General features: G+C 69.5%; 20 protein-coding genes. 8 read left to right on the forward strand and 12 right to left on the reverse strand.

Annotation, left to right across the window (positions count from 1 at the left end):
- Window positions 1–4 precede the first annotated feature (4 nt).
- A complete protein-coding gene (locus C882_RS15000) occupies window positions 5–985 on the reverse strand; it encodes a hypothetical protein (protein WP_152415356.1) in 981 nt (326 codons plus the stop codon).
- 341 nt (window positions 986–1,326) lie between these two features.
- Here C882_RS15000 and C882_RS15005 point away from each other — a divergent pair, with 341 nt between their 5' ends.
- Window positions 1,327–2,193: a DUF4743 domain-containing protein gene (locus tag C882_RS15005; RefSeq protein ID WP_009541487.1), complete on the forward strand. Its 867-nt coding sequence runs from the start codon at window positions 1,327–1,329 to the stop codon at window positions 2,191–2,193.
- 13 nt (window positions 2,194–2,206) lie between these two features.
- On the opposite strand, the gene C882_RS15010 is transcribed toward C882_RS15005, so the two are convergent.
- The 8 genes from C882_RS15010 to C882_RS15045 form a co-directional block, all read right to left on the reverse strand.
- Window positions 2,207–2,890 (reverse strand): ABC-type transport auxiliary lipoprotein family protein, encoded by a 684-nt coding sequence (locus C882_RS15010; RefSeq protein ID WP_009541488.1) that lies wholly within the window; start codon window positions 2,888–2,890, stop codon window positions 2,207–2,209.
- 65 nt (window positions 2,891–2,955) lie between these two features.
- Window positions 2,956–3,942, reverse strand: a complete 987-nt coding sequence (locus C882_RS15015) for an MlaD family protein (RefSeq protein WP_009541489.1) — start codon at window positions 3,940–3,942, stop codon at window positions 2,956–2,958.
- A gap of 61 nt (window positions 3,943–4,003) precedes the next feature.
- Window positions 4,004–4,876 (reverse strand): ABC transporter ATP-binding protein, encoded by an 873-nt coding sequence (locus C882_RS15020; protein WP_009541490.1) that lies wholly within the window; start codon window positions 4,874–4,876, stop codon window positions 4,004–4,006.
- A 25-nt stretch (window positions 4,877–4,901) separates the two neighbouring features.
- Complete coding sequence (locus tag C882_RS15025; protein ID WP_009541491.1) at window positions 4,902–5,705, reverse strand: MlaE family ABC transporter permease; 804 nt, start codon at window positions 5,703–5,705, stop codon at window positions 4,902–4,904.
- Between the two features lie 43 nt (window positions 5,706–5,748).
- On the reverse strand, window positions 5,749–6,084 hold the full coding sequence (locus C882_RS15030) for an STAS domain-containing protein (RefSeq protein ID WP_009541492.1): 336 nt from the start codon (window positions 6,082–6,084) through the stop codon (window positions 5,749–5,751).
- Window positions 6,085–6,137: 53 nt separating this feature from the next.
- Window positions 6,138–6,653 (reverse strand): ATP-binding protein, encoded by a 516-nt coding sequence (locus tag C882_RS25055; RefSeq protein WP_009541493.1) that lies wholly within the window; start codon window positions 6,651–6,653, stop codon window positions 6,138–6,140.
- Window positions 6,650–8,044: a PP2C family protein-serine/threonine phosphatase gene (locus C882_RS15040; protein ID WP_083875928.1), complete on the reverse strand. Its 1,395-nt coding sequence runs from the start codon at window positions 8,042–8,044 to the stop codon at window positions 6,650–6,652. Before C882_RS15040 ends, C882_RS25055 begins: the two co-directional genes overlap by 4 nt.
- 10 nt (window positions 8,045–8,054) lie before the next feature.
- Window positions 8,055–9,812, reverse strand: coding sequence for a PAS-domain containing protein (locus C882_RS15045; protein ID WP_009541494.1), 1,758 nt, complete (start codon window positions 9,810–9,812; stop codon window positions 8,055–8,057).
- 482 nt (window positions 9,813–10,294) lie between these two features.
- On the opposite strand from C882_RS15045, the gene C882_RS15050 reads away from it, so the two are divergent.
- Complete coding sequence (locus C882_RS15050; RefSeq protein ID WP_009541495.1) at window positions 10,295–10,996, forward strand: LuxR C-terminal-related transcriptional regulator; 702 nt, start codon at window positions 10,295–10,297, stop codon at window positions 10,994–10,996.
- 136 nt (window positions 10,997–11,132) lie between these two features.
- Here the strand turns inward: C882_RS15050 and C882_RS15055 are convergent, their stop codons facing one another.
- Window positions 11,133–13,004: a bifunctional diguanylate cyclase/phosphodiesterase gene (locus tag C882_RS15055; RefSeq protein WP_236262696.1), complete on the reverse strand. Its 1,872-nt coding sequence runs from the start codon at window positions 13,002–13,004 to the stop codon at window positions 11,133–11,135.
- Between the two features lie 196 nt (window positions 13,005–13,200).
- On the opposite strand from C882_RS15055, the gene C882_RS15060 reads away from it, so the two are divergent.
- On the forward strand, window positions 13,201–14,526 hold the full coding sequence (locus C882_RS15060) for a class I SAM-dependent RNA methyltransferase (protein ID WP_043645840.1): 1,326 nt from the start codon (window positions 13,201–13,203) through the stop codon (window positions 14,524–14,526).
- Window position 14,527: 1 nt separating this feature from the next.
- Here the strand turns inward: C882_RS15060 and C882_RS15065 are convergent, their stop codons facing one another.
- Complete coding sequence (locus C882_RS15065) at window positions 14,528–16,723, reverse strand: TRAP transporter permease (RefSeq protein ID WP_009541498.1); 2,196 nt, start codon at window positions 16,721–16,723, stop codon at window positions 14,528–14,530.
- A 170-nt stretch (window positions 16,724–16,893) separates the two neighbouring features.
- Window positions 16,894–17,925 (reverse strand): TAXI family TRAP transporter solute-binding subunit, encoded by a 1,032-nt coding sequence (locus C882_RS15070; RefSeq protein WP_009541499.1) that lies wholly within the window; start codon window positions 17,923–17,925, stop codon window positions 16,894–16,896.
- Window positions 17,926–18,330: 405 nt separating this feature from the next.
- Between C882_RS15070 and C882_RS15075 the strand changes: the two genes are divergently transcribed.
- The 5 genes from C882_RS15075 (at window position 18,331) to C882_RS15095 (ending at window position 22,264) form a co-directional block, all read left to right on the forward strand.
- Window positions 18,331–18,729: a hypothetical protein gene (locus C882_RS15075; RefSeq protein WP_009541501.1), complete on the forward strand. Its 399-nt coding sequence runs from the start codon at window positions 18,331–18,333 to the stop codon at window positions 18,727–18,729.
- Between the two features lie 82 nt (window positions 18,730–18,811).
- Window positions 18,812–19,252 carry a YbaN family protein gene (locus C882_RS15080; protein WP_009541502.1) on the forward strand — a complete coding sequence of 147 codons (441 nt, stop codon included), beginning with the start codon at window positions 18,812–18,814 and terminating at the stop codon, window positions 19,250–19,252.
- 41 nt (window positions 19,253–19,293) lie between these two features.
- Window positions 19,294–19,968 (forward strand): O-methyltransferase, encoded by a 675-nt coding sequence (locus tag C882_RS15085; protein ID WP_009541503.1) that lies wholly within the window; start codon window positions 19,294–19,296, stop codon window positions 19,966–19,968.
- 36 nt (window positions 19,969–20,004) lie between these two features.
- Window positions 20,005–20,814 carry a hypothetical protein gene (locus tag C882_RS15090; RefSeq protein WP_009541504.1) on the forward strand — a complete coding sequence of 270 codons (810 nt, stop codon included), beginning with the start codon at window positions 20,005–20,007 and terminating at the stop codon, window positions 20,812–20,814.
- Between the two features lie 121 nt (window positions 20,815–20,935).
- The gene (locus tag C882_RS15095) at window positions 20,936–22,264 is read left to right on the forward strand and encodes an SAM-dependent methyltransferase (RefSeq protein WP_152415357.1); all 1,329 of its coding nucleotides are present in this window, start codon (window positions 20,936–20,938) and stop codon (window positions 22,262–22,264) included.
- Window positions 22,265–22,272 lie beyond the last annotated feature (8 nt).

The following is a 22,272-nucleotide window of genomic DNA, read 5'->3' on the forward strand; positions in this document are numbered from 1 at the left end:
CGCCTCAGTTCACGGTCGGGCGTGCATCGCCGCTGCCGCCGGAGTGCTCCGACCGGGCGGCGACGGCGCCGCCCATGCCCTCGAACAGGGGCGGGAGCGCGGCGCCCGCGTCGGCCGCCTCTCCGTCGCCTGTGGCGAGCAGGGCCTCGGGCTCGGGGGCCATGTCCTGGGCGCTGGCGACATAGCGGGCGCCGGAGCCGTTGCCGTTGCCGCGTCCGGTGCCGCCGTGGCCGGAGCCGTTGGCCGGGCCGCTGCCGCCCGACGCCGCCGGCTCGCCGTTCTGCATGACGCCGACGGCGGACTGCTCGACGCGCAGCAGGAAGGTGTAGAGGCGGTCGGCAGGGCCGTCTTCCAGGGTTTCGCGCAGAAGCTTGTCGGCCTCGTTCTCGCTCAGGACCGCCAGCAGGCGGCGCCAGCGGCGCAGGTAGGTCTGCAGGGCAGCGGCGGCCTCGGGCGCCTGGGCGACGCGCTCGCCCAGGATTTCCGGCAGGTCGGGCTGGTAGGCCCATGGCGTGAGGAAGGCGTTGGCGAAGGCCCATCGGTCGCCGGCGGCGGTGCGGGCCCAGGCCAGTTCGGTGTCGTCGGCCGAAAGCAGGCCCGTGCGCTCGGCGATCAGCGCCAGGCTGCACCGCAGGTCGGCCAGCGCCTCGTCCAGGCCCTCCAGCATGCGGGCGCGGCGGCTGTCTTCCTGCATCTGCAGAAGCGTGCGTACCTGCACCTCCGACTGTTCGGTGGAGCGGCGGGTGTGGTGGAGGACGGCGCGCATGGCGCGTTCCGACCGGCGCGCGGTGACGGCGGCGGTCCACACCGTCAGCGCCAGCCACAGGATGGCCGGCGGCGCCGCCACGGCGGCCAGGGCGGCCGGCACCGCCTCGGCCGCAAGCGCGCCCAGGCCGCCCTCGGGCACAACGGCCGACCAGGCGCCGAACACCCACAGCACCGTCATGATGCTGGCGAGCGCGACAAGGATCAGGGTCGCGGGCATGCTGCTTTCCCCCTCCGCGGCGGAGCCCTCCGCCGCGTCCGTACCGAAGCTGGCGAGACGGTCGCTGAGGCCGTCCCGGAAACCGTTGAGCATTGTGGCAGAATCCGTCCAAAAGTCACGCGTGGCACCCGTCCGCCGCGGCCGTGTCGACCGTCGCCCGGCGAGCCTTTTCCGTATAACACTTTAGGGTGCGGCGGATAAACCGGCATGGCGCGGAAGGCAAGGAAGTCACAGATCATCTCAACCCTTGCGTTCCTTGCATCCGGTGCGGCGCGCGGGCGTTTCGACTACAGTGGAGGACGCCGCCGCCACCCATGGTCATGCCGCAAGGAGACGGGCCCGTGAGCTATCTGCACCACATCCGCCGCTGCAACACCCACGACCTGTCGGGGTTCCGGCCCTTCCTGGTCGACGGCGCACCGGTGGGCTGGGTGCGTCACGGGACGGCCGCCAAGTTGACGCGCTTTCCCGCCATCTTCCGGCTGGAGAACGGCGCGGTCTGCATTCATCCCGACCGCACCGATCCCGAGGACCGCTCCGCCGCCGTCGGCCGGGCACTGGCGGAACTGGCCGACGGCGGTGAAATGGAGCCGCTGCGCGAGGAACTGTACCCCGTCAAGACAAGCTGGCACGGGCCGGAGCTGTTCCGTCTCGACCGCTCGGCCGCCCCCCTGTTCGGGCTGCGCGCCTGGGGCGTGCACGCCACCGGGTACGTGCGCGACGCCGACGGGGGGTATCGCATGTGGATCGGCCGGCGGGCGCCCGACAAGCGCGTCTCGCCCGACAAGCTGGACAGCACCATCGGGGGCGGTCAGCCGGCGGGGCTGGCCTTTCGCGACAACCTCTACAAGGAGGCGGAGGAGGAGAACGCCATGCCCCGCCCCCTGGCGCAGAAGGCGCGCAGCGTCGGTGCCGTGACCTACTGCATGGAGAACGAGGCGGGGCTCAAGCCCGACACGTTGGTGCTTTTCGACATCGAACTGCCCGAGGACTTCACGCCGCGCTCCACCGACGGCGAGCACACGGGCTTCGAGTTGATGCCGGTGGACGAAGTCTTGCGCATCATCCGCGAGACCGAGGACTTCAAGTTCAACGTTCCGCTGGTGGTGCTGGACTTCTGTGTCCGCCATGGGCTGCTCACCCCGGACGACACGCCCGATTACGAATCGATCGTCCAGGGCTTGCGCAGCCCCTTCCCGGTGCCGTGATCCGCGGCGCAGGTCAGCGGCGGCGGTCGGTGCTGCGGCGAAGGACGTTCCGCTTGGTCAGGTCCGCCTGTGCCAGGTCGCGCAGGAAGCGGGCCAGGATGCCTTCCGTCGCCGCGCCGATGGCCGCCGCCGCCGCCGAAACCGTCCCGGTCGGCACCGTCACGCTTTCCTCGTAGGAGCGATCGAGGACCACGCGCTCGGCGTCGGGATCGATGACCGTCATGGTCAGCGCAATCCGGGCGCCGCGCACCGCGCTTTCCTCGCCGCTCGGCCCGATGACCTCCAGGTTGCGGATGCGGCCCCGGACGATCCAGTCGGGCCGCGCCCGGTAGGACGGCTCCACCACCGTCTCGAAGACATTGGCGGAGCGCAGCGCGCTGGCGGTGGCTTCCTGGAACAGCTGCGCCGGCGGTTCGGCCCAGAAGTGATAGCTGTACTGCTGCAGCTCCACCCCGTTTTCCGTCCACAGCAGCGCGCGCTGGTTCAGCACGCCGGCGGCGTCGAACGGCTGCACCAGCGCCTTGCCCTCGGCCGGCGGACCGGGCACGGAGACGCCGGCGGGAACGGTGACGTTCAGCCGGTAGAAATGGTCGGTCGGTGCCGGATCGCCCACCGAGCACGCGGCCAGGCCAGCAGCGGCGACGGCGGCAAGCCCGAGCCCGAGTGCGCGGCGGCGGGTGGCGGAAAGCGGTGTCATCAGCCTCTCCTCTTGCTCGTTCTTCTTGGCCGTTCAGCCGTTCCTGGCCCGTGAAACGCCGGCCGTCACTGGAAGGTGCCCGGTCCGGTCTCGCCGGTCTCCCGCCCGCGCAGGATCAGGCTGGGGTTCTGGCGAATGGTCTGGCTGAACTCCAGCATGTTCCGGCTGGTGGCTTCCAGGTTGTAGGTGATGTTGTCGATGTCGCGCGCGATGGTGCCCATGGTGTAGCGCAGGTCCGAGAGCGCCGCGTCGACCTCTTCCGAATTGTCGCCGACCAGGCTGTCCACCTCGGCGATGACGCCGGCGATCTCGCGGCGCATCTCCAGCAACTCGGTCCCCAGCGTGTCCATGTCAGCGCTGGTGGATTCCACGTTCCTGATGGTGTTGTTCAAGCTGGTGATGTTTTCCTGGCTCAGCAGTTCCTCGTTGAGGTTGCGCGCGGCCTCGGCCAGGTCGCCCACCAGTTCGGGCGTGCGGCGGGCCATTTCCTCGGTGATCTTCTGCACTTCGCGCAGAATCTCCGGCGCCTGCTCGGCCAGCGGCCCGTTCACGGCCTCCACGGTGCGGTTGATGTTCTGCAAAAGCGGCGTCAGGGTTTCTTCCGACATGGTCTGGAACTGGCCGGCGATGTCCGACAGCGCGGTGAACAGGTTGGTGGGCGAGCGGCCGGGAATGCGCGCGCCGGGCTCCAGCATCACCGGGCTGTCGCCGCCGGTGATGTTGATCATCATGCCGCCCAGAAAGCCGCTGGCCGCCACGTCGGCGCTGGAATCCTCGGGGATGGGCCAGCCTTCCTGCACCGACATCTCGACGCGGAACCGGGTGCCTTCGTCGGTCATCTGCGGCTCCACGTCCTCCACCTGGCCGACGGTGTAGCCTTCGTAGAGGACGGGCGTGCCGAACTTCACCCCGCCGACATTGTCGTAGATGGTGTAGTAGGAATCGGTGGCGCCCGTCCGCCCGGTCAGCAGCGCCAGGGCCGCGACGATGCCGACGATGGCCGCCAGGACGAAGACGCCGACGATGACGTAGTTGATGGCCGACGTCCTCATGCGCGGCGGCCTCCGTCACCCCGCGCGGGGCGGGCGGGATGGTCGATACGGCGGGTCGGCATCATGGTTCCTTCTCTCCGGTCAGGCGGCGCAGGTAGGCCTCGGGGTCGAGTTCCTCTTCCTCCGTGCGGCGGTTCAAAAGGTTCTGGATGCGCTGGTCGGGGTTGGCGCGCACCTCGTCGACCGGCGCGATGGTCAGTACCTTGCCCTTGTCGAGCACGCAGATGCGGTCGGCGATCTTGAAGGCGCTTTCCAACTCGTGGGTGACGACGACCACCGACATGCCGGTGGCGTCGCGCAGGTCCAGGATCAGGTCGTCGATGTTGGCCGCCACCACCGGGTCCAGGCCGGCGGAGGGTTCGTCGCAGAACAGGATGCGCGGGTCCATGACGATGGCGCGGGCCAGCGCGGCGCGCTTGATCATGCCGCCCGACAGTTCGGCCGGCATCAGGTCGTCGAAGCCCGACAGGCTGACGACCTCCATCTTCATGCGCGCCATGATCTCCATGGTGCGCCGGTCCAGGTCGGTGTGCTCGTAGAGCGGCAGCATGATGTTCTCCAGCAGGTTCATGCTGGAGAACAGGGCACCGCCCTGGAAGGCCACGCCGAACTTGCGGCGGATTTCCGTCAGTTCGCTTTCCTTGGACGTGTTGATGTCCTTGCCCAGCACCTCGATCACGCCCGAGGTGGGGCGCAGCAGGCCCAGCAAGTGGTTGAGCAGCGTCGACTTGCCCGAGCCCGAGCCGCCCATGATGACCAGGATTTCCCCGGCGTGGACGTCCAGCGAGACGTTTTTGAGGATCTGCCGGTCGCCGTAGTGGGTGACCAGGTCGCGCACGCGGATCACCACCTCGCCGCCATGGGCGTCGCGCGCCGCCGGATCGGGCGGGCGGGGCGGCGTCTCCTCGGGGCTGGCGTGGGGCATGGGGTCCATGGCGCGGGCGGTGTCCTGACGGGCTCTAGCGGGTGGTGACGAAGACGAACAGCATGTCGGTGATGATGATGGCGGAGATGGCGTGCACCACCGATCGCGTGGTCAGCCGGCCGACGCCTTCCGCCCCGCCGGTCACGCCGGCGCCGTTGATGATGCCGACCATCACGATAAGAATCGCGAAGAGCACGCTTTTCATCAGGCCGTGAAACAGGTCGATGGGCCGCACCAGTTCGATCACCTGCGACCAGTAGGCCGCCAGTGTCATTTCCAGTTCCACGGCGATGTAAAGGCCGGCGGCCAGCAGGCCCACCAGGTCCGCCATGAAGGTGATGGCCGGCATCATCACCACGGCGGCCAGCAGGGCGGGTGCCACCAGGAATCGGACGGGATTGATGCCCATGACCACCAGGGCGTCGATCTCCTGGTTGATCTTCATGGTGCCGATGCGCGCCGCCAGGGCCGATCCCGAGCGCCCTGCCACCAGGATGCCGGTGATCAGCGGCGCGAACTCGCGCACGATGGACACCGCGACGCCGTAGGTCACCTGCTGCTCCGCCCCGAAGGTGCGCAGGGAATAGATGCCCTGGATGGCCAGCATGACGCCGATGGTGCCCGACATGATGGCGACGATGGGGATGGCGCGGATGCCGATCTCCATGGCTTCCTTGATGATGGCCGACATCCGCACCGGCTGGCGCCGTGCCTTGCCGACGACGGTCCACATCAGCGACTGCACCAGCAGCACCGCGCCGAAGCCGATTTCCGACACCGCTTCCACGGTGCCGCGGCCCAGCCGCTCCAGCCGTTCGATGGGCTTTGCCGTCGCCATAGGGGTGCGCCTTCGTGCCTTGTGCCGTTTCGCCGCGGCCCGCCTACTGGGCCAGGACCGCCAGGGCGTCGTCGACGGTGGGCCGGATGTTGAACACCCGGTCCAGGCGGGCCAGCTGCATGACCCGCAGGGCGGCCGGCGACACGGCGGCAAGCATCAGGGCCGTCCCCTGCTTGCGGGCGGCCTGGTAGGCCTCCACCAGGCTGGCGATGCCGGAGCTGTCGATGTAGGACACCAGCGACAGGTCGACGATGACGGGCCGGCCGTCGCGAAGGGCGTCAAGCAGCGCGCGACGCACTGCCGGCGAGCATTCCAGGTCCACTTCCCCGGACAATGCGGCCACGGTCGCGGGTCCGCGCGCGGCGATGTCAACGGTCATGCAGTCTCTCCCCCATCGAGCAGCCGTCATATCTCCCCATAAGCATCAATGTTTTACCCGTCAACGGGCGGTTTGGCAAAGTGCTTGACGAGGCGGAACAGGTTTCCCGCGCCATCGGGCGGCGGCTGGAAGCCGGCCTCCTCGCACACGGCGTGAATGAGATGAACGCCCAGGCCCCCGGGTCGGACGTCATCCAGGTCGCGGCCGCGCACGCGGGTGGGGTCGACGGCGGGCGCGAAATCCAGGATGTCGACCGTCACCCCGTCGTCGGACGGCGGATGCGTGCGCACCACGATGACCATGTCGCCGGTCTCGGGTGCGGCGGCGTAGGCGTGACGCACCACGTTCTGGCAGGCCTCGTCGACCGCCAGCATCAGGTCGTCGGCCCAGGCGGCATCGGCGCCGGCGACCAGGGCGGCCTCGCGCACCGTGCGGCGGACGATGCGCAGCGACGGCGGCCGCGCCGGCACCCGCAGCCGGGCGAGCAGGGCCGAATCGGTGGCGGCGGTGCGGGCACGGGCCGGCGGCGCGGCCGGGGCGGCGGCGGCAGGATCGGCGGGCCGGCTCACGGTGCGGCACTCCCCTGCACCAGCAGGACGGTCACGTCGTCGCGCAAGGGGCGGCCGGGCACGGTCACGCGCGCCAGGATCTCCCGCAGGCGGTCGGCGGCGGGCAGGGCGGCGACGCGGCGGATCAGCCGGCGCGCGCCCTCGGTTCCCAGCACGGCGTCGCCCTCGGCGGCGGTATAGGCTTCCGTCAGCCCGTCGGTGAAGACGTAGAGGGAGCCGTCGCCCAGGTGCAGCGGATGCTCTGGGTAGCCCTCGGGCCCGACGATGTCGGAGGCGATGCCCAGCGGCGGCGCCTCGGCGGGGACCGCGTCCATGGCGCCGCCGTCGGCAGGCACGATGAGCGGCGGCTCGTGGCCGGCGTTGGCCAGCACCACGTTGCCCGTCTCGCGGTCCAGGTACCCGGCAATCATGGTGACGAACATGCCATGGCTGCCGGTTTCGCACAACTCGGCGTTGATGGATGCCAGCAACCGCCCCGGGTTGTCGACGGTCTTGCACAGGCAGCGGAACAGGCTGGCCGTCTTGGTCATGAGAATGGCCGCATTCATCCCCTTGCCCGAGACGTCGCCGATGGCGAACCATATGCGTCCCGTGCCCGGACGGCCGCCTTCCTCGCCGCAGTCGACGATATCGAAGAAGTCGCCCGAGACCAGCCGCGCCGCGGCGTTGATGCCGTGGACCGGATAGGCGTCCTCGGTCGGGCGCGGCAGCAGGCTGCGCTGGATCTCGGCCGCCAAAGCCAGTTCGTGGCGGGCGCGCTCCTGCTCCACCAGCCGCTGCGTCAGGCGGAAGTTGTCGATGGCCAGCGCCGCCGAGCCCGCCAGCACCTCCAGCAGGGTCTGGTCGTGCTCGTCGAACAGGCCGTCGCCGCCGGCCTTGTTGATGATCTCGATGGCGCCCAGGCGCTCGCTGCCCAGCGACAGCGGCGCGACCAGCACCGACCTGGTGACGAAGCCCGTTTCCTCAGCGATGTCCTGGCCGCCGAAATCGGGATCATGGCGCGCGTCGCGCACCATCTGCGTCTTGTTGCGCTTGACGGCGCGGCCGACGATGCCCTGGCCCAGCGGCACCCGCATTCCCGTCACGTCCACCGGCCCGAAGCAGGCGGCGCAATAGAGGTCGCGGCCGTCATCGGACAGCAGGAACAGGCTGGAGGCCTCGGCGCCCAGGAAGGTGGTGATCCGCTCCAGCCCGTGACGGCTGACGGCCTGGCTGTCGCGGGAGCTGGAAAACTCCCGCGTCATGCTGGCGATCAGCGCCATGTGGTTGGCGAACACCTCGCGGTCGCTGGTAACCAGGTCGCCGGGCAGGGTGTCGGGGCGGTCGGACTGGCTCATGTCGGCATGATGGCCGGTCGCGGCGGCCGTGTCATCCATTGTCGGCGGCGGCATGGCCGGCCTCTCAGCCGGCGGGCGGGGCGGCGGCGAACTCCACCCGGTCCCGCCCGCCGTGCTTGGCGCGGTAGACGGCGCGGTCGGCGCGCTCCATCAGGTCGTCGAAGGATTGCGGCCGCAGCGCCGTCATGGTGGCGGCACCGATGGAGACCGTCACCGTCACCGATACGGCCGCCCCGCCGGTCTCGGCGCGCACGGGCTCGGCGCGGATGCGGGTGCGCAGGCTTTCGGCCAGGGCGGCGGCGCCCTCGGCGTCGGTTTCCGGCAGCAGGACGATGAACTCCTCGCCGCCGAAACGCGCCACGAGGTCGGTGCGCCGCACCGTGCCGTCCAGCAGGGCGGCGACGCGCTTGAGTACCACGTCGCCCACCAGATGGCCGTGGCCGTCGTTGACGCGCTTGAAGTGGTCCACGTCGATGACCAGCAGCGACAGCGGACTGCCCCAGCGGCGCTGGCGCTCGCATTCCAGGGTAAAGCGCTCCAGGAACTTGTGGCGGTTGGCCAGCCCCGTCAGCGGGTCGTGCAGGGCCTGGCGCTCCAGCTGCATGCGGGCTTCCGTCAACTCGGTCACGTCGACGTCGACGCCGCGATACCCGGCCGGGCGCCCGTCGCTGCCGGGAATGGGGTGGCCGCTGGAGGACAGGTAGACGGTGGTGCCGTCCTTGCGGCGCAGGCAGATGGTCACGTTCTTGAAGGGCTCGCCGCGGGCGATGGCGTCGTGGGTGCCGGCCGACGGGTCACCGGCCGCGCTGCTGTCGGCGCAGTCCTCGTGGAAGGTGCCGAACCGGCGGCCGATCATCTCGGCGTCGGAGTAACCCAGCAGCTTTTCGGCGCCGAGGGAATAGGTGTAGCGCCCGCCGGCGTCCAGTTCCCACACGAAGGCGGCGGAGGCGTTGATAGCCTCGGTCATCAGGTCGCGCGCGCGGCGCACCTCTTCCTCGGCGCGCTTGCGTTCGGTGATGTCGGTGTAGGTCGTGACGAAGCCCACCTTGCGCCCGTCCATGTCCACCGGCGTGCCCTGGATTTCCAGGACGTGGCCGTTGGGGCGCGTGCGCTCGAAGTGATGGGGTTCGAACTTCAGCGCCAGGTCGATGCGGCGCATGACCTGGGGTTCGGTGTCTCCGGGTCCGTACTCGCCGCGCTCGGCGTTGTGGCGGATGACCGCCTCGAACGGGTCGCCGGGCCGGAAGGCGCCGGGCGGCAGGCCGAGGATTTCGGCGATGCGCGTGTTGGCGAAGATGATCTTCAACCGCTCGTCGATGACCGAAATGCCGTGCGGCATGCTGTCGAGCACCGCGCCCAGGTAGGAGGCGTAGCGCTTCGCTTCCTCTTCGGCGCGCTTGCGGTCGGTGATGTCGGTGTAGGTGGTGACGAAACCGCCCTGCGCCAGCGGCGCCCCGCGCACCTCCAGCACGGTTCCGTCGGGGCGGGTGCGCTCGTAGACGTGCGGGCGCATCTCGCGGTAGCGCTCGATCACCTCGTGGGCCTGGATCTCGGGGTCGCCGTCGCCGTATTCGCCGCGGGCCGCCAAGTGCCGGGCCAGGGTGACCAGTGTCGGCATGCCGTCGACAAAAAGCGACTCGGGCAGGTCGAGCAACGCGCGGAACCGGTCGTTGCAGGCGATCAGCTCCAGATTGGGCCCGAAGAACGTCACGCCCGACGGCAGGTTGTCGATGAGGGCCTGCAGCGTCTGGGCATCGCAACCCGGCCTGCCTCCGGCGGCAAGGCGGGTGAACGGCGTGCGGGCCCCGTCCCTGGGTGCCATGGACGAAAAACCTCCTCCCCCGGCGCGATCCCACGGCGATCCGGCTTCTGCCGGTGTCGAGCGTAAAGGTTCGGCGCTCTTGCTGGCGGTCATGGTCCCGATTCTTTTGATCAGGTACCCACCTCCATTATCGTGGATCGGATATATTCTTCCGTATGTCAACGTCGCTTTTTCCTGCTTTTGCTTACGTCATAAGACCAAAGCACTGTCCCTTGCGCATCGATTCGCGCCTGTGTTGTCTTCCGCCGGAAAGTCTCCCGGCCGCCTTCGGCGGGACGTTGCTGCGGTGCGTAAACCCGCCATTAGGGGTCGCAATCTTGGACTGGAAGGCGTAGACTTGAACCGTCCAAAGACGTAGACGGTCATACGCTGCCGCATCGCGGAGCGCTCCTGTGGGGTGGGGCGTCCGGCTGACGGGCACGGGGCCGGCGGCGTCGGTGCCCGCGCGACGGACGCGCGGCAATGCTGTGAGGGGAAGCGGATTGAAGATCCTGATCGCTGACGACCACGAGCTGTTCCGCGACGGCCTGCGGCTGGTGCTGAGCGACCTTGGTCCCGACCTGACGGTGATCGAGGCGTCCAGCTATGACCAGACGCTGGAAATCACGAACCAGGAAGATGACCTGGACCTGGTGCTGCTGGACCTGGTGATGCCGGGCATGCCGTGGAGCGAGGGACTGGGCGCCGTCAAGCGTCGCCTGCCCAAGGTTCCGGTTGTGATCCTGTCGGCGTCGGAGGACCGGCGCCTTGTGCTGGAAGCCGTGCGGCTGGGGGCGGCCGGCTTCATTCCGAAGACGAGCAGCAGCAAGGTGATGCTGTCGGCGCTGCGGCTTGTCATGTCCGGCGGCGTCTACCTGCCGCCGGCGCTGATCGACGAGAACGCGGTCACCGGCCGCGATGCCATGGCCGGTCCCGACCTCAGCCTGGACGCGACACCCCTGACCCCGCGCCAGCGCGAGGTGCTGGCGCTGCTGGGGCAGGGCAAGTCCAACAAGGAAATCGCGCGCATCCTCAACCTGTCGGAAGGCACGGTGAAGCTGCACGTCACGGCGATCCTCAAGGCGCTGAACGTTTCCAACCGCACGGGTGCGGTGGTGGCGGCCTCGCGCCTGGGGCTGACCAGCCTGGAAAAGGCGGAAGCCGGCAACGCCGGCCAGACGCCGGAGGCCGTCGGCTCCAACTGACGGACCGATACATGCTCCGCCGAGGGGCGGGGAGGGGGGCACGTCGCCGGGCCGCAGGGTCCGGCGATGCGCGTTTCCCGGCTGGGGAGAGGCTGCCGGAGCCTTCGGATGCGTTTGCGCCGTGGGGCGTCAGGCGTCAGGCGTCCGCCACGTCCGCCGGCCGCACCTCGCGCGCGGCCAGCTTGTCGGGGGCGGCCTTGGCTTCCTTCTTCAACTCGGCGATCAGCGAGCTGATTTCGTCCAGCGAGCCCGGTGCGTGGCCGGCGGGGATGAGCACCATGGCCGCCGAGGCGGACAGCAGCGGCATGCGGCGCATCTCGCTCTCGCGGTTCTTCGCGATGATGAAGCCCTCTCGCCGCGCGTCCTCGTCATAGAAGCTTTCCACGTCATGGCGGAAACGGTCGATGGCGTGGCGGACCATGGCCTCGGCCGTCTCGAAGGACGTGTTGCGGAACGCCGCGAAGAAGTCGTCGCCGCCCACGTGGCCGATGAACGTGTCCTGCTTGGGCAGGTCGGAGCGCATGATGTCGGCGAACAGGGTGATGGCACGGTCGCCCTGGCGGAAGCCGTACTTGTCGTTGAACGGCTTGAAGTTGTCGAAGTCGATGTAGGCGACCACATAGGACGCCTCGGCCTCGGCCAGCGCCTTGCCCAGGTATTCGTTGATGAGGTTGTTGCCGGGCAGCTTGGTCAGCGGGTTCTGGTCGCGGGCCAGCGCCAGGTTCTTTTCCGAGATGACGCGCAGCAGCGACCGGGCGGACAGGAACCCGACGTACTTGTTGTCGTCGATGATGATGATGCCCTCGCTGTCCTCGCTGCCCGCCGAATAGACGTCGAGGATGCTTTCGGCCTTGGTGTTGATGTCGGCCACCGGGCACTTCCACACGAAGTCCTTCAGCTTGCGGCCGAAGGCCTTGTTGCTCATCAGCTCCTTGCCGTAGAGCGAGTAGGTGTAGTCCTTGAGGTCCAGCTCGCGGATGATGCCCAGCGGCTCGTGGTGTTCGTCCACCACCGGAAAGAAGGTGGACGTCTTGTCCTGGCGGAAGCGGTCGAACACGGCGGTCATCTCGACGCCGTAGACGATGGGCTCGATGGGCTCGATCCACTGGGCGATGAGCTTCTGGTCGCCCGTGCCGCCCTTGCGCCGGTCGCGCGACGCCATGGCCTCCACCACCGGATAAAGCGTCGCGAGCGCGCCGGTCTCGGTGACCGGATGCTGGATCAGGAAGCCCTGCACGAGGTCGATGCCGATGTCCTTGCAGATGTAGAACTCGACCTCGCTCTCAACGCCCTCAGCCACCACCAGGATGCCCAGCAGGTGGGCGACGTTGACCATGTGCGACAGGAACAGCTTCTTGCGGCTGTCGCTTTCGATGCCGTCGATGAAGAAGCGGTCGATCTTGATGTATTCCGGCTGGGCGAAGTACAACAGCGGCATGCCGGAATAGCCGGCGCCGAAATCGTCGACGGCGATCTTGCCGCACAGGCCCCGCAGGGTGGCCAGCGCGTCGTGTCCCTCGGGCTCGGCGGTGCCGGCGTGGTGCTCGCTGATCTCGATGATCAGGGCGCCTTCGGTCAGGCGGGCGGCGCGCAGGACCTGCCGCAGGCCCCGGCCGTAGGTGTCGAGGTGCGACAGCGTGCGTCCGTCGACGTTGAGGAACAGTTTCAGGTCGCGGTGATGATGCAGGGCGGCGAACTTGCGCACCGCCAGGTCGGCGATCACCACTTCCATCTCGGCCAGGCATCCGTCGCTTGCGCAGGCGTCCAGGAACGCCTTGATGGAGTCGAAGCCGGCGGCCTCGGTGCCGCGCACAAGCGCCTCGTAGCCCAGGCACCGGCCGGTGTGGATGTTGACGATGGGCTGCAGCGCCACGTCCAGCATCTGCGCGACGGTCAGCCAGCGCGGGCCGAGCACTGGGCTGCCGCCGCGCCGGGTGAAGGCTCCCGCGAAGTGGCTGTCTCGGGTCGGCTGGGTTGCCTGATGAATGCTCGAGAGCCCGGTGAACACCTGAGCCTCCGCTTGTGGCCGCGATGGGACTATAAGGAACCGCCCCTGTTTAATCTCCCAGCAGGGGTAGCAGGGTCAACTTTCGGCGCAGCGGGACACAAAAATTTCACTGCCGCGGCGCTGCTTTGCAACTTTATGACGGCCTCCGTTCAACCGCAGGGTTCGGAGGCCCTGAGGAATATGAGGGGATTGGCGCGTGGCGCAGAAGAAACCGTATCGTGGAAGGCGCGGTCAGAAGCGGGCGGCACCGGGGGCGCCGGTCTCGGTGGTGGTCGACACCATCGGGGCGCGCGGCGACGGCATCGCGACTCGGTCGGATACCGGCGAGCGGCTCTACATTCCGGGCGTCCTGCCCGGCGAGCATGTGACGGTGCGCCCCGGCGAGCCCCGCGGCGACGGCCGGTCGGCCCGGCTGGAGGCGGTGGATGCCGCGGCGCCCGAGCGCGTGGAGCCGCCGTGCCCGCATTTCGGCCGTTGCGGCGGCTGCGCTCTCCAGCACATGGCGCCCGAGGCCCTGGCGCTCTGGAAGCGCGACCTTGTGGTGCAGGCGCTGGGCCGTCGGGGTTTCGATGCCGAGCAGACCAGCGGCGTGGCAGCGACCTTGTCCCTTCCGGCGGGCACGCGGCGACGCGCCACCTTCGCGATCAAGGGCCAGGGCGGTGGTGCTGTGCTGGGTTTCAATGCCCGTGCCAGCCATGCCGTGGTGCCCATCGAGACCTGCCTTCTGCCGTCGGACGCCTTGCGGGCCCTGGTGGCGCCCTTGCGGGACCTGATCCGCACGGTGCCGCTGCCGCGCAAGGGCGGCGACTGCGCCGTGACGCTCACCGACACGGGCGCCGACGTGGTGCTCGACCTGGGGGCGGAGCCGGACCTGGAGACGCGCGAGCGGCTGGCCGCCTTCGCCGCCGCGCACGACCTGGCCCGCCTGTCCCTGCGCATCGACGGAGGCCCGCCAGAGCCGGCGGCAGCGCGGCGCCTGCCCGAGGTGCGCCTGGGCGGACGTCTGGTGGCGCTGCCGGCGGGCGGGTTCCTTCAGCCCTCGCGTGAGGGCGAGGCGGCGCTGGTCGATCATGTGCTGCGGGCGGTGGAGGCAGCGCCGCCCGGGCCGGTGGCCGACCTGTTCGGCGGCATCGGCACGTTCGCACTGCCCCTGCATGGGGCGGGGCGGGTGGTGCATCTGGCCGAGGGCGCGGCCGAGGCCGTCGGCGCGGTGTCGGCGCTGGGACTGGACGGGCTGACGGCCGAGCACCGCGACCTGTTCGAGCGGCCGCTGGGAGCCAAGGGGCTGAAGCGGTTCGCGGCGGTTGTCTTCGACCCGCCGCGGGCCGGCGCCCAGGCGCAGGCGGCGGAACTGGCCGCCCACGGTCCGGGCGTGGTGGTGGCGGTGTCGTGCAACCCCGCCACCTTCGCCCGCGATGCCCGTCTGCTGGTGGACGGCGGCTACACGATGGAAAGCGTCGTGCCCGTCGACCAGTTCCCCTGGGCCGCCCACGTGGAGGTGGTGGCCGTTTTCCGGCGGTGATTCAGGCCCTGGCGCCCGATGTCGCCGCGGCGCCCGGCCCCTGGCGGCTCTTCCACACCGTCCAGGCGAACAGGGCGAAGACCACCGCCACGCCGGTGAAGTCGACCAGCAGGTTGGCGGGCCACACGCAGGCGACGCCGGCGGCGAAGCTGACCGGGCGCAGCAGCAGCGGTAGCCTGGCCTCCATCCAGCCGTCCATGCCGGCGGCCATGCCGTAGATGCCGACCAGCGCGAACAGGAACACCTCGAACGCCGCACCCCAGTCTCCCGACAAGAGCGGCGTGTAGGCGAACAGCACCGGCACGATGTACAGGCCCTTGGCGATCTTCCAGCTTGTCAGGCCGGTGCGCATGGGGTCGGAGTTGCCAATGGCCGCCGCCGTGAAGGCCGCCAGGCACACCGGCGGGGTGACGTTGCTGTCCTGGCTGAGCCAGAAGATGATCATGTGCGCCGACAGAAGCGCCGCCGTCATCACCGCCGGGTTCACCACCAGGTCGCGCAGGGCGGCCCGGATTTCCAGCGGCAGGTTCATCAGCAGCTCTTTCGCCTCGGCCACCGGCATGGGCGCGGCCAGCTTGGCGGCGGCGTCGGGGGCGGAGATCATCATGATCGCCTGCGCCTGGGCGCCCAATTGCCCGCCGGCGATCATGTCGATGACCGTGCTGTCGGCGATCATGTCGCGCAGCGCCGGCGCGGACAGGGTCGCCAGCACGATGTAGGCGGCCGTCACCGGCAGGCCCATGCCCAGCACCAGCGAGGCCAGGGCGATCAGGGCGATGGCGATCAGCAGGTTGCCCCCCGCCCAGTCGGCGATCATCAGGCTGAAGGTGTTGCCGACGCCGGCGGTGACGATGACGTTGATCACCAGCCCGACAGCGCACAGCAGCACCGCCGTCATCACCATGTTGCGCGCGCCGTGGGCCAGGGCCTCGACGATCGCCTTGGGGCCCATGGGCGTGCGCGTCAGCCAACTGGCGGCGATGACCGTGGCGATGCCGATGGCGGCGGCATAGGTGGGCGTGAAGCCGTTCACCAGCAGCACGATCAGCACGATGATGGGAATGATGAACGACGCGCCGCGCTCCTTGGTGGTCTGCCACAGGCCCGGGCCGTCGTAGGCCTGGGGCTCCAGGCCCTGGCGGCGTGCCTCGATGCGGACGAAGAAGCCGACGGAGGCGAAGTAGAGCAGGGCGGGCAGCGCGGCGACGGCGATGATCTGCTCATACGGCAGCTGGGTGTAGCTGGCCATGACGAAGGCGCCCGCACCCATGATCGGCGGCATGAGCTGGCCGCCGGTGGAGCTGGAGGCCTCCACCGCGCCGGCGAAGCGGGCGGGGAAGCCGGCGCGCTTCATCATGGGAATGGTGATCACGCCGGTGGACGCCGTGTTGGCGACGGCCGAGCCCGAGATGGTGCCGGTGAGGCCCGAGGCGATGACCGCCACCAGGCCGGGGCCGCCGACCAGTCGCCCGGCGGCGGCGCGCGACAGGTCGATGATGTATTCGCCCGCGCCCGAGCGCACCAGGAAGGCGCCGAAGATGATGAACAGGAAGACGTAGGTGGAGCTGATGCTGGCGATCGTCCCGAACAGGGCGAAGTCGCCGTAGAGGGAGCGGAACAGCACCGTCTCCCACGTCAGGCCCTTGAACTGGAAGACGCCCTCGACGTACTGACCCCACCAGCCCACGTAGGACAGAGAGGCGACGATGAGGATGGGAATCACCCAGCCGGTCGCCCGGCGGGTGAGTTCGATGGCGCACAGGATCAGCGCCACGCCCGCCGTCCAGTCCAGCGCCGTCAGCCGCACGCCGCGGTCGTAGATGGCGCTTTCGGCGGTGGCGACGTGGAAGGCGGCGGCGACCGCCACCAGCCCCAGCGTCAGGTCCGCCCAGCGCCAGAAGCCCGGTGCCTTCTCGCGCGCCCGCTTGCTGAAGGGGAAGTACAGCGCGCACAGGAAGGCGAAGCCGCCGAAGTGGAAGGCGTTGCGCTCCAGTTCCGACAACTCGGGGAACAGCGCCAGGTAGATGTGCCCGACCGCCAGCAGGAACCCGACGGCAAAGCCCACGAGAAGCCAGCGGCGCGGCAGGCCGGCGTCGTCCGGCGGCGGCGGGCTCGGCTGCTTCTGCGCCTCGGCGGTGTCCTCGGCGCTGGGCTCCGGCGGCTCCTTGGGATCGCGGGTGCGGGCCGTCTTGGGCATGGACTGCGGATCTCCCTGCTCCGCCGCGCCGGTTTGTCGTGTCGGTCGCACGACGGCGACAGCGACGGCGCGGGCGCGCGGCGGCGGTCTGTTCGTTTCGAAACGGCTCCCGCCCCGGTGCTCGGGGCGCCGGGGCGGGGTCCGGTGACATGCGGATCAGCCGGCGGCGCTTACTTCGCCATCAGCTTTTCCGGGATCTCCACGCCCTGCTCCGCGTAGTAGCGGGCGGCACCCGGGTGCAGCGGGGCCGGCAGGCCGGCGATGGCCTTCTCCAGCGCCATGGCCTTGGTGGCCGGGTGGATCGCCTGCAGGAAGGGCAGGTTCTCGTAGACGGTCTTGGTGATCAGGTAGACGTGCTCTTCCGGCACGTCGGCATGGACCGCCAGGAAGTTGGGCTGGGCGATGGTGTTCCACTCCGCCTCCTGGCCCGGATACGTCCCGGCGGGGATGGTGTAGCGGCTCCACAGGTCCATCTCGCCGTTGGCTTCGGCCACCTGCTCGTCGGTGAAGTCCAGCGGCGCCACCGAGCCGCCGGCCGCGGCCATCAGCTGCGTCACCGCGCCCACCGGCACGCCGGCGGGGGTGGAGATGCCCGCCACCTGGCCGTTCTGCAGCGCCTCGGCCGAGGGGGTGTAGCCAGCGTACATCAGGTCGAAGTGCTCGTCGATGTCGACGCCCAGGTTGCCCAGGATGGTGCGGTTGGAGCCCAGCGTGCCCGAATTCTGGCGGCCCAGGGCGACCTTGGCGCCTTCCGGCAGGTTGACGAAATCGCTCATGGTGCCGCTGTCGCGGTGCTCGTCGTCGACGACGAAGTGCTCCACGTTCTGCCACAGCATGGAGACGCTGCGCAGATGATCCTGCTTGCCCTCCTGCTCCAGCGGGCCGACGCCCTGGGCGGCGTAGTAGCCGTACAGGCCCTGGAGAATGGCGAACTGCGCCTGCTTCTCGCGGATCAGCTTGATGTTCTCGCCCGAGCCGGCCGAGTTGATGGCCGACATGCCGATGCCTTCGCCCGGCTGCAGCTTGACCTTGGTCAGGGTCGCAAGCGCGACGCCGACGGGGTAGTACGTGCCGCCGGTGGAGGCGGTGGCGAGCAGGTAGTTGGTGTCCTGCGCCCGCGCATCCTGCACATCGGCAACCGTCAGGCCAAGACCCAGACCGGCGATGGCGGTGGCGGCGACGAACCCACGCCTGGAGATCATGCGGTATTCCTCCCGTTGGACAAGTTTTTGCGACGGCAGGCCGCGGACCGGCAACGCCTCCCGCGCCCCAATCCCGACCGCCGTACTGGCTCTTTCGAGGGTAAGCGCTTGAACAGCCATGTCAACGCGCATTCACGTTGGCGCGAATGTTGCGCCGCCGCATCGCGGTGCGCGTGCAGCCGTCTGGGATTAGGGCGGGGTGGCGGACTCCTTCGGCGGTGCTGTGCATCCAAATAACGGCTCTGGCTGCCCGACACTACAGTTGCAGTATCGAAACGACTGAACCTTGGCGCTGTACAGGGTGTTCGGTATGGAATTACCCTTTTTCATTCCCAGGCCGTAAACCCGCCGTGTATCGGCGCCACGCGATGTCCCTCCGGGCACAGCATGAAGAGAGTCCTCGAGATGAGCCAGTTCCTGAAGCCCTTCCTCGTCGCCCTCGACGGCCATCCGGAAGTTGCCGACATGATTGCCGAAAGCGCCGAGGCGGAGGGGTTCGATGCGGTGGCGTTACAGGATCGGCGCCTGCTTGAAACCGCCGTGGCCGTGGCGGCGGCCGACGTGCTGGTGGTGGATCTGGACGCCGCGGACCGGGCGCTGGCGGCGCTGAGCAGGCGCCCTGAACAGGAGCGGCCGCCGCGGGTCATCCTCATGACCGATGCCGCGATTTCGGGCGCCGCCACGCCCGTGGGACTCGCGGCCGAGGTGGTGGCGACGCTGCACAAGCCGCTCACCGACGTCGGCCTGACCGATGCGCTGCGCGAGGCGCTCGCGGCGGTGCGGGCCGACGGCACCGGGCGCTGATGCCTCGGCGGCACTGGATTTTCCGCCTTCCAGCCCCCACACTCACGGCATGGGTTCACCGGGTCGAGAGGCGTCCGCCGCCATGGTGTCACGGGTTGAACAGACCGCGTCCGAAGCCGATGACGGGGTCGGGCCGCGCCCGGTGACGGGGCCGCTGCGCTGGCTTCTGCTGGTGCTGGGCTGCACCTGCGTCGGCCTGGGCGCGGCCGGGGCGGTGCTGCCGGTGCTGCCGACGACGCCCTTCCTGCTGGTGGCGGCCTGGGCCTTCGCGCGGTCGTCCCGGCGGCTGCGGGCGTGGCTGTACGGCCACCCGCGCTTCGGCCCGACCCTGGTGGCCTGGCACGAGCATCGCGCCGTGCCCCGCCGCGCCAAGGTCGCCGCCGTCAGCCTGATGGCGCTCAGCCTCGCCTACGTCGCCTGGGCGGCGGCCGACCCCATCGTCCCGGTGGCCGTCGGGCTGACCATGGCCTGCGTCGCCGCCTTCCTGCTCACGCGCCCGGACGCCCCGCCGCCGTCGCGGTGAGCCGGTCCGCCAAGTCATTCCGCGCAGTCAAGGAGCCGCTGATGTCCCGCACCACCACGCCCATGTCGGAGGCGCTCGAATCCTACATGCGCACCGTCGGCGTCCGCGAGCCCACCGTCCTGGCCGAGCTGCGCGAGGAAACCGCCGGCATGGCGGGCGCGGGCATGCAGACCAGCCCCGAACAGGGCCAACTGCTGCACCTGCTGGTGAAGCTGACGGCCGCCCGCCGCGTGCTGGAGGTCGGCACCTTCACGGGCTATTCCTCGCTGTGGATGGCCCTGGCCCTGCCCGATGACGGCGGCACAGTCACCTGCTGCGACGTCAGCGCCGAATACACCGCCGTCGCCCGCCGCTACTGGGACCGCGCCGGCGTTTCGGCGCGCATGGACCTGCGCCTGGCGCCGGCTCTCGACACCCTGGCGGCGCTGGAGGCCGAGCGCGCGGCCGACGGCGCACCGTCCTACGACCTGGCTTTCATCGACGCCGACAAGGAAAACTACGCCGACTATTACGAATCGGCGCTGACGCTCCTGCGGCCGGGCGGGCTGGTGGCGGTGGACAACGTGCTGTGGCATGGCGACGTGGTGGACGACGCCAAGGACGACGCCGACACCCGCGCCATCCGCGCCTTCAACAGTCTGGTGGCCGACGACGACCGCGTCGACCACGTGCTGGTGCCCATCGGCGACGGCCTGACCCTGGCGCGCAAGCGGTAGCGGAAGGGACATGCGGCGGGCTATCCTGCCGCCGCCATGACCGCCGCCGACCGCATCCTCCTGCAATCCCACCGCCCCGACCCGCCGCCCTGGATGCGGCGGTGCCTGGAGAGCGTGCAGGCGTTTGCCGAGGCTCATGGATATGCCTACCGCCTGCTCGACGATGCGGCGCTGTTCGACGGCATCCCGTCGGGCTACATGGCGAAATGCCGTGCGCATGGCCGCATGGCGACCGCGGCCGATCTGGGGCGGCTGTTGCGGGCGCGGGAGGCGCTGGCCGAGGGGGCGGAGCGGGTGGTGTGGCTGGATGCCGACGTGCTGGTCTTCGCGCCCGACCGGCTCGCGGCCGACCTGGACGCCGCCGCCGCCGCCCATCCCCATGCCTTCGGGGTGGAGGTCTGGGTGCAGCCGGGGCCGAGGGCCGGCGCCCGGCCGGTGGCGCGGCGCAACGTCCACAACGCGGCCTGCCTGTTCACGCCGGCAACGCCGGTGCTCGATTTCCTCATCTACGCCTGCGAGCGGTTGGTGCAGCGACTGGACCCGGACAGGGGCTTCCCGCCCCAACTGTGCGGCCCGCGGCTTCTGAACGCGCTGGACCCGCTGGTGCGGTTTCCGCTGCTGGAGTCCTGCGGCATGGTCAGCCCGCTCCTGGGTGCGGATCTGATCGGGGCCGGCGACGGCCGGGCGCTGGCGGCCTTTCAGCAACGGTCAAAGGATATGCGGCCGCCGGCGGCCTTGAACCTGTGTTCATCCCTGGCCGAGGCAGAAACGGCCGGTGTCACATGTGACGCATCCTATTACCACCGGCTGATTACGGCGCTGGAGACCGGCGGGGCCTTCCCCTGACGGGGTAATCCGCCCCCCGCATCCCTTACGGCATCTTGCACGTTCTTCCCCCGCGACCCACCATTATTTGAGTGTCACGGTTCTGACCCAGCCGCCGCTCTCGCCAGACAGGGGGATGCTCATGCTGCTCGACCGGGTTCTCGATGGCCTGATCCGTTACGGCGACGTCACGCTGATCGACGCCGACGGCAACACCCACCGCTACGGCGGGCGGCCCTTCACCGACGTCCCGCTCGAGCACCGGCCCGGCCCCGTGACCCTGCGACTGACCGACAAGGCCCTGCACCGGCGTCTGGTCACCAACCCGGCGCTGGCCTTCGGCGAAGGCTACATGAACGGCGGCATCGAGATCGACCAGGGCACCCTGCGCGACACCCTAAACTGCCTGATGTTCAACATGTACCGCGGCGACGGCCACTGGCTGCTGGAGTTCCAGAGCCGGGTGAACGGCGGCCTGCGGTGGATGCACCAGAACAACCCGGTCCATGTGGCGCGCAAGAACGTCGCCCACCACTACGACCTGTCGGGCGAATTGTACGACCTGTTCCTGGACGTGGACCGGCAGTACTCCTGCGCCTATTTTCCCACCGGCACGGAAAGCCTGGACGTCGCGCAGGAAGCCAAGAAACGCCACATCGCCGCCAAGCTGCTGCTGGAGCCGGGGATGCGGGTGCTGGACATCGGCTGCGGTTGGGGCGGCATGGCGCTGTACCTGGCGCGCGAGTTCGGCGTCCATGTCACCGGCGTCACGCTGTCGACCGAGCAACTGACCGTCGCCCGCCGCCGCGCCAACGAGGAAGGGCTGGACGCCCAGGTCACCTTCCATCTGCTGGACTACCGGCTGGTGGAGGACAGCTTCGACCGTATCGTCTCGGTCGGCATGTTCGAGCACGTGGGCGCCAGCCATTACGACGAGTTCTTCGAGAAGGTGCGCGCGCTGCTCAAGCCCGACGGCGTGGCGCTGCTGCACACCATCGGGCGCCCGGACCCGCCGGGCGGCACCAATCCGTGGATTCGCAAGTACATCTTCCCCGGCGGCTATTCCCCCGCCCTGTCGGAAACCATGGCCGCGGTGGAGCGCCAGGGGCTGATCGGCTGCGATGTGGAAATGCTGCGCCTGCACTATGCGCTGACCCTTCGGCACTGGTCGGAGCGGTTCGCCGCCAACCGCGAGAAGGCCAAGGCGCTCTATGACGAGCGGTTCTGCCGCATGTGGGAGTTCTACCTGCTGGCGTCGGAAATGGCGTTCCGCCACGAGAGTCACATGATCTTCCAGATCCAGCTGGCCCGCCACCAGGAGGCCGTGCCGCTGACCCGCGACTACATCACCGAGTTCGAAAAACGGGTGCCCCTCCGTCTCCAGCAGGCGGAGGACGCGGCGAAGGCCAAGGTCGCCGCCGCCGCCGAGGGGGCGGCAGAGGCGTCGGCGAAGGTGAAGACGCCGGTGTGACGCGCCCC

Source organism: Caenispirillum salinarum AK4 (assembly GCF_000315795.1).
Taxonomy (GTDB): domain Bacteria; phylum Pseudomonadota; class Alphaproteobacteria; order Rhodospirillales; family Rhodospirillaceae; genus Caenispirillum; species Caenispirillum salinarum.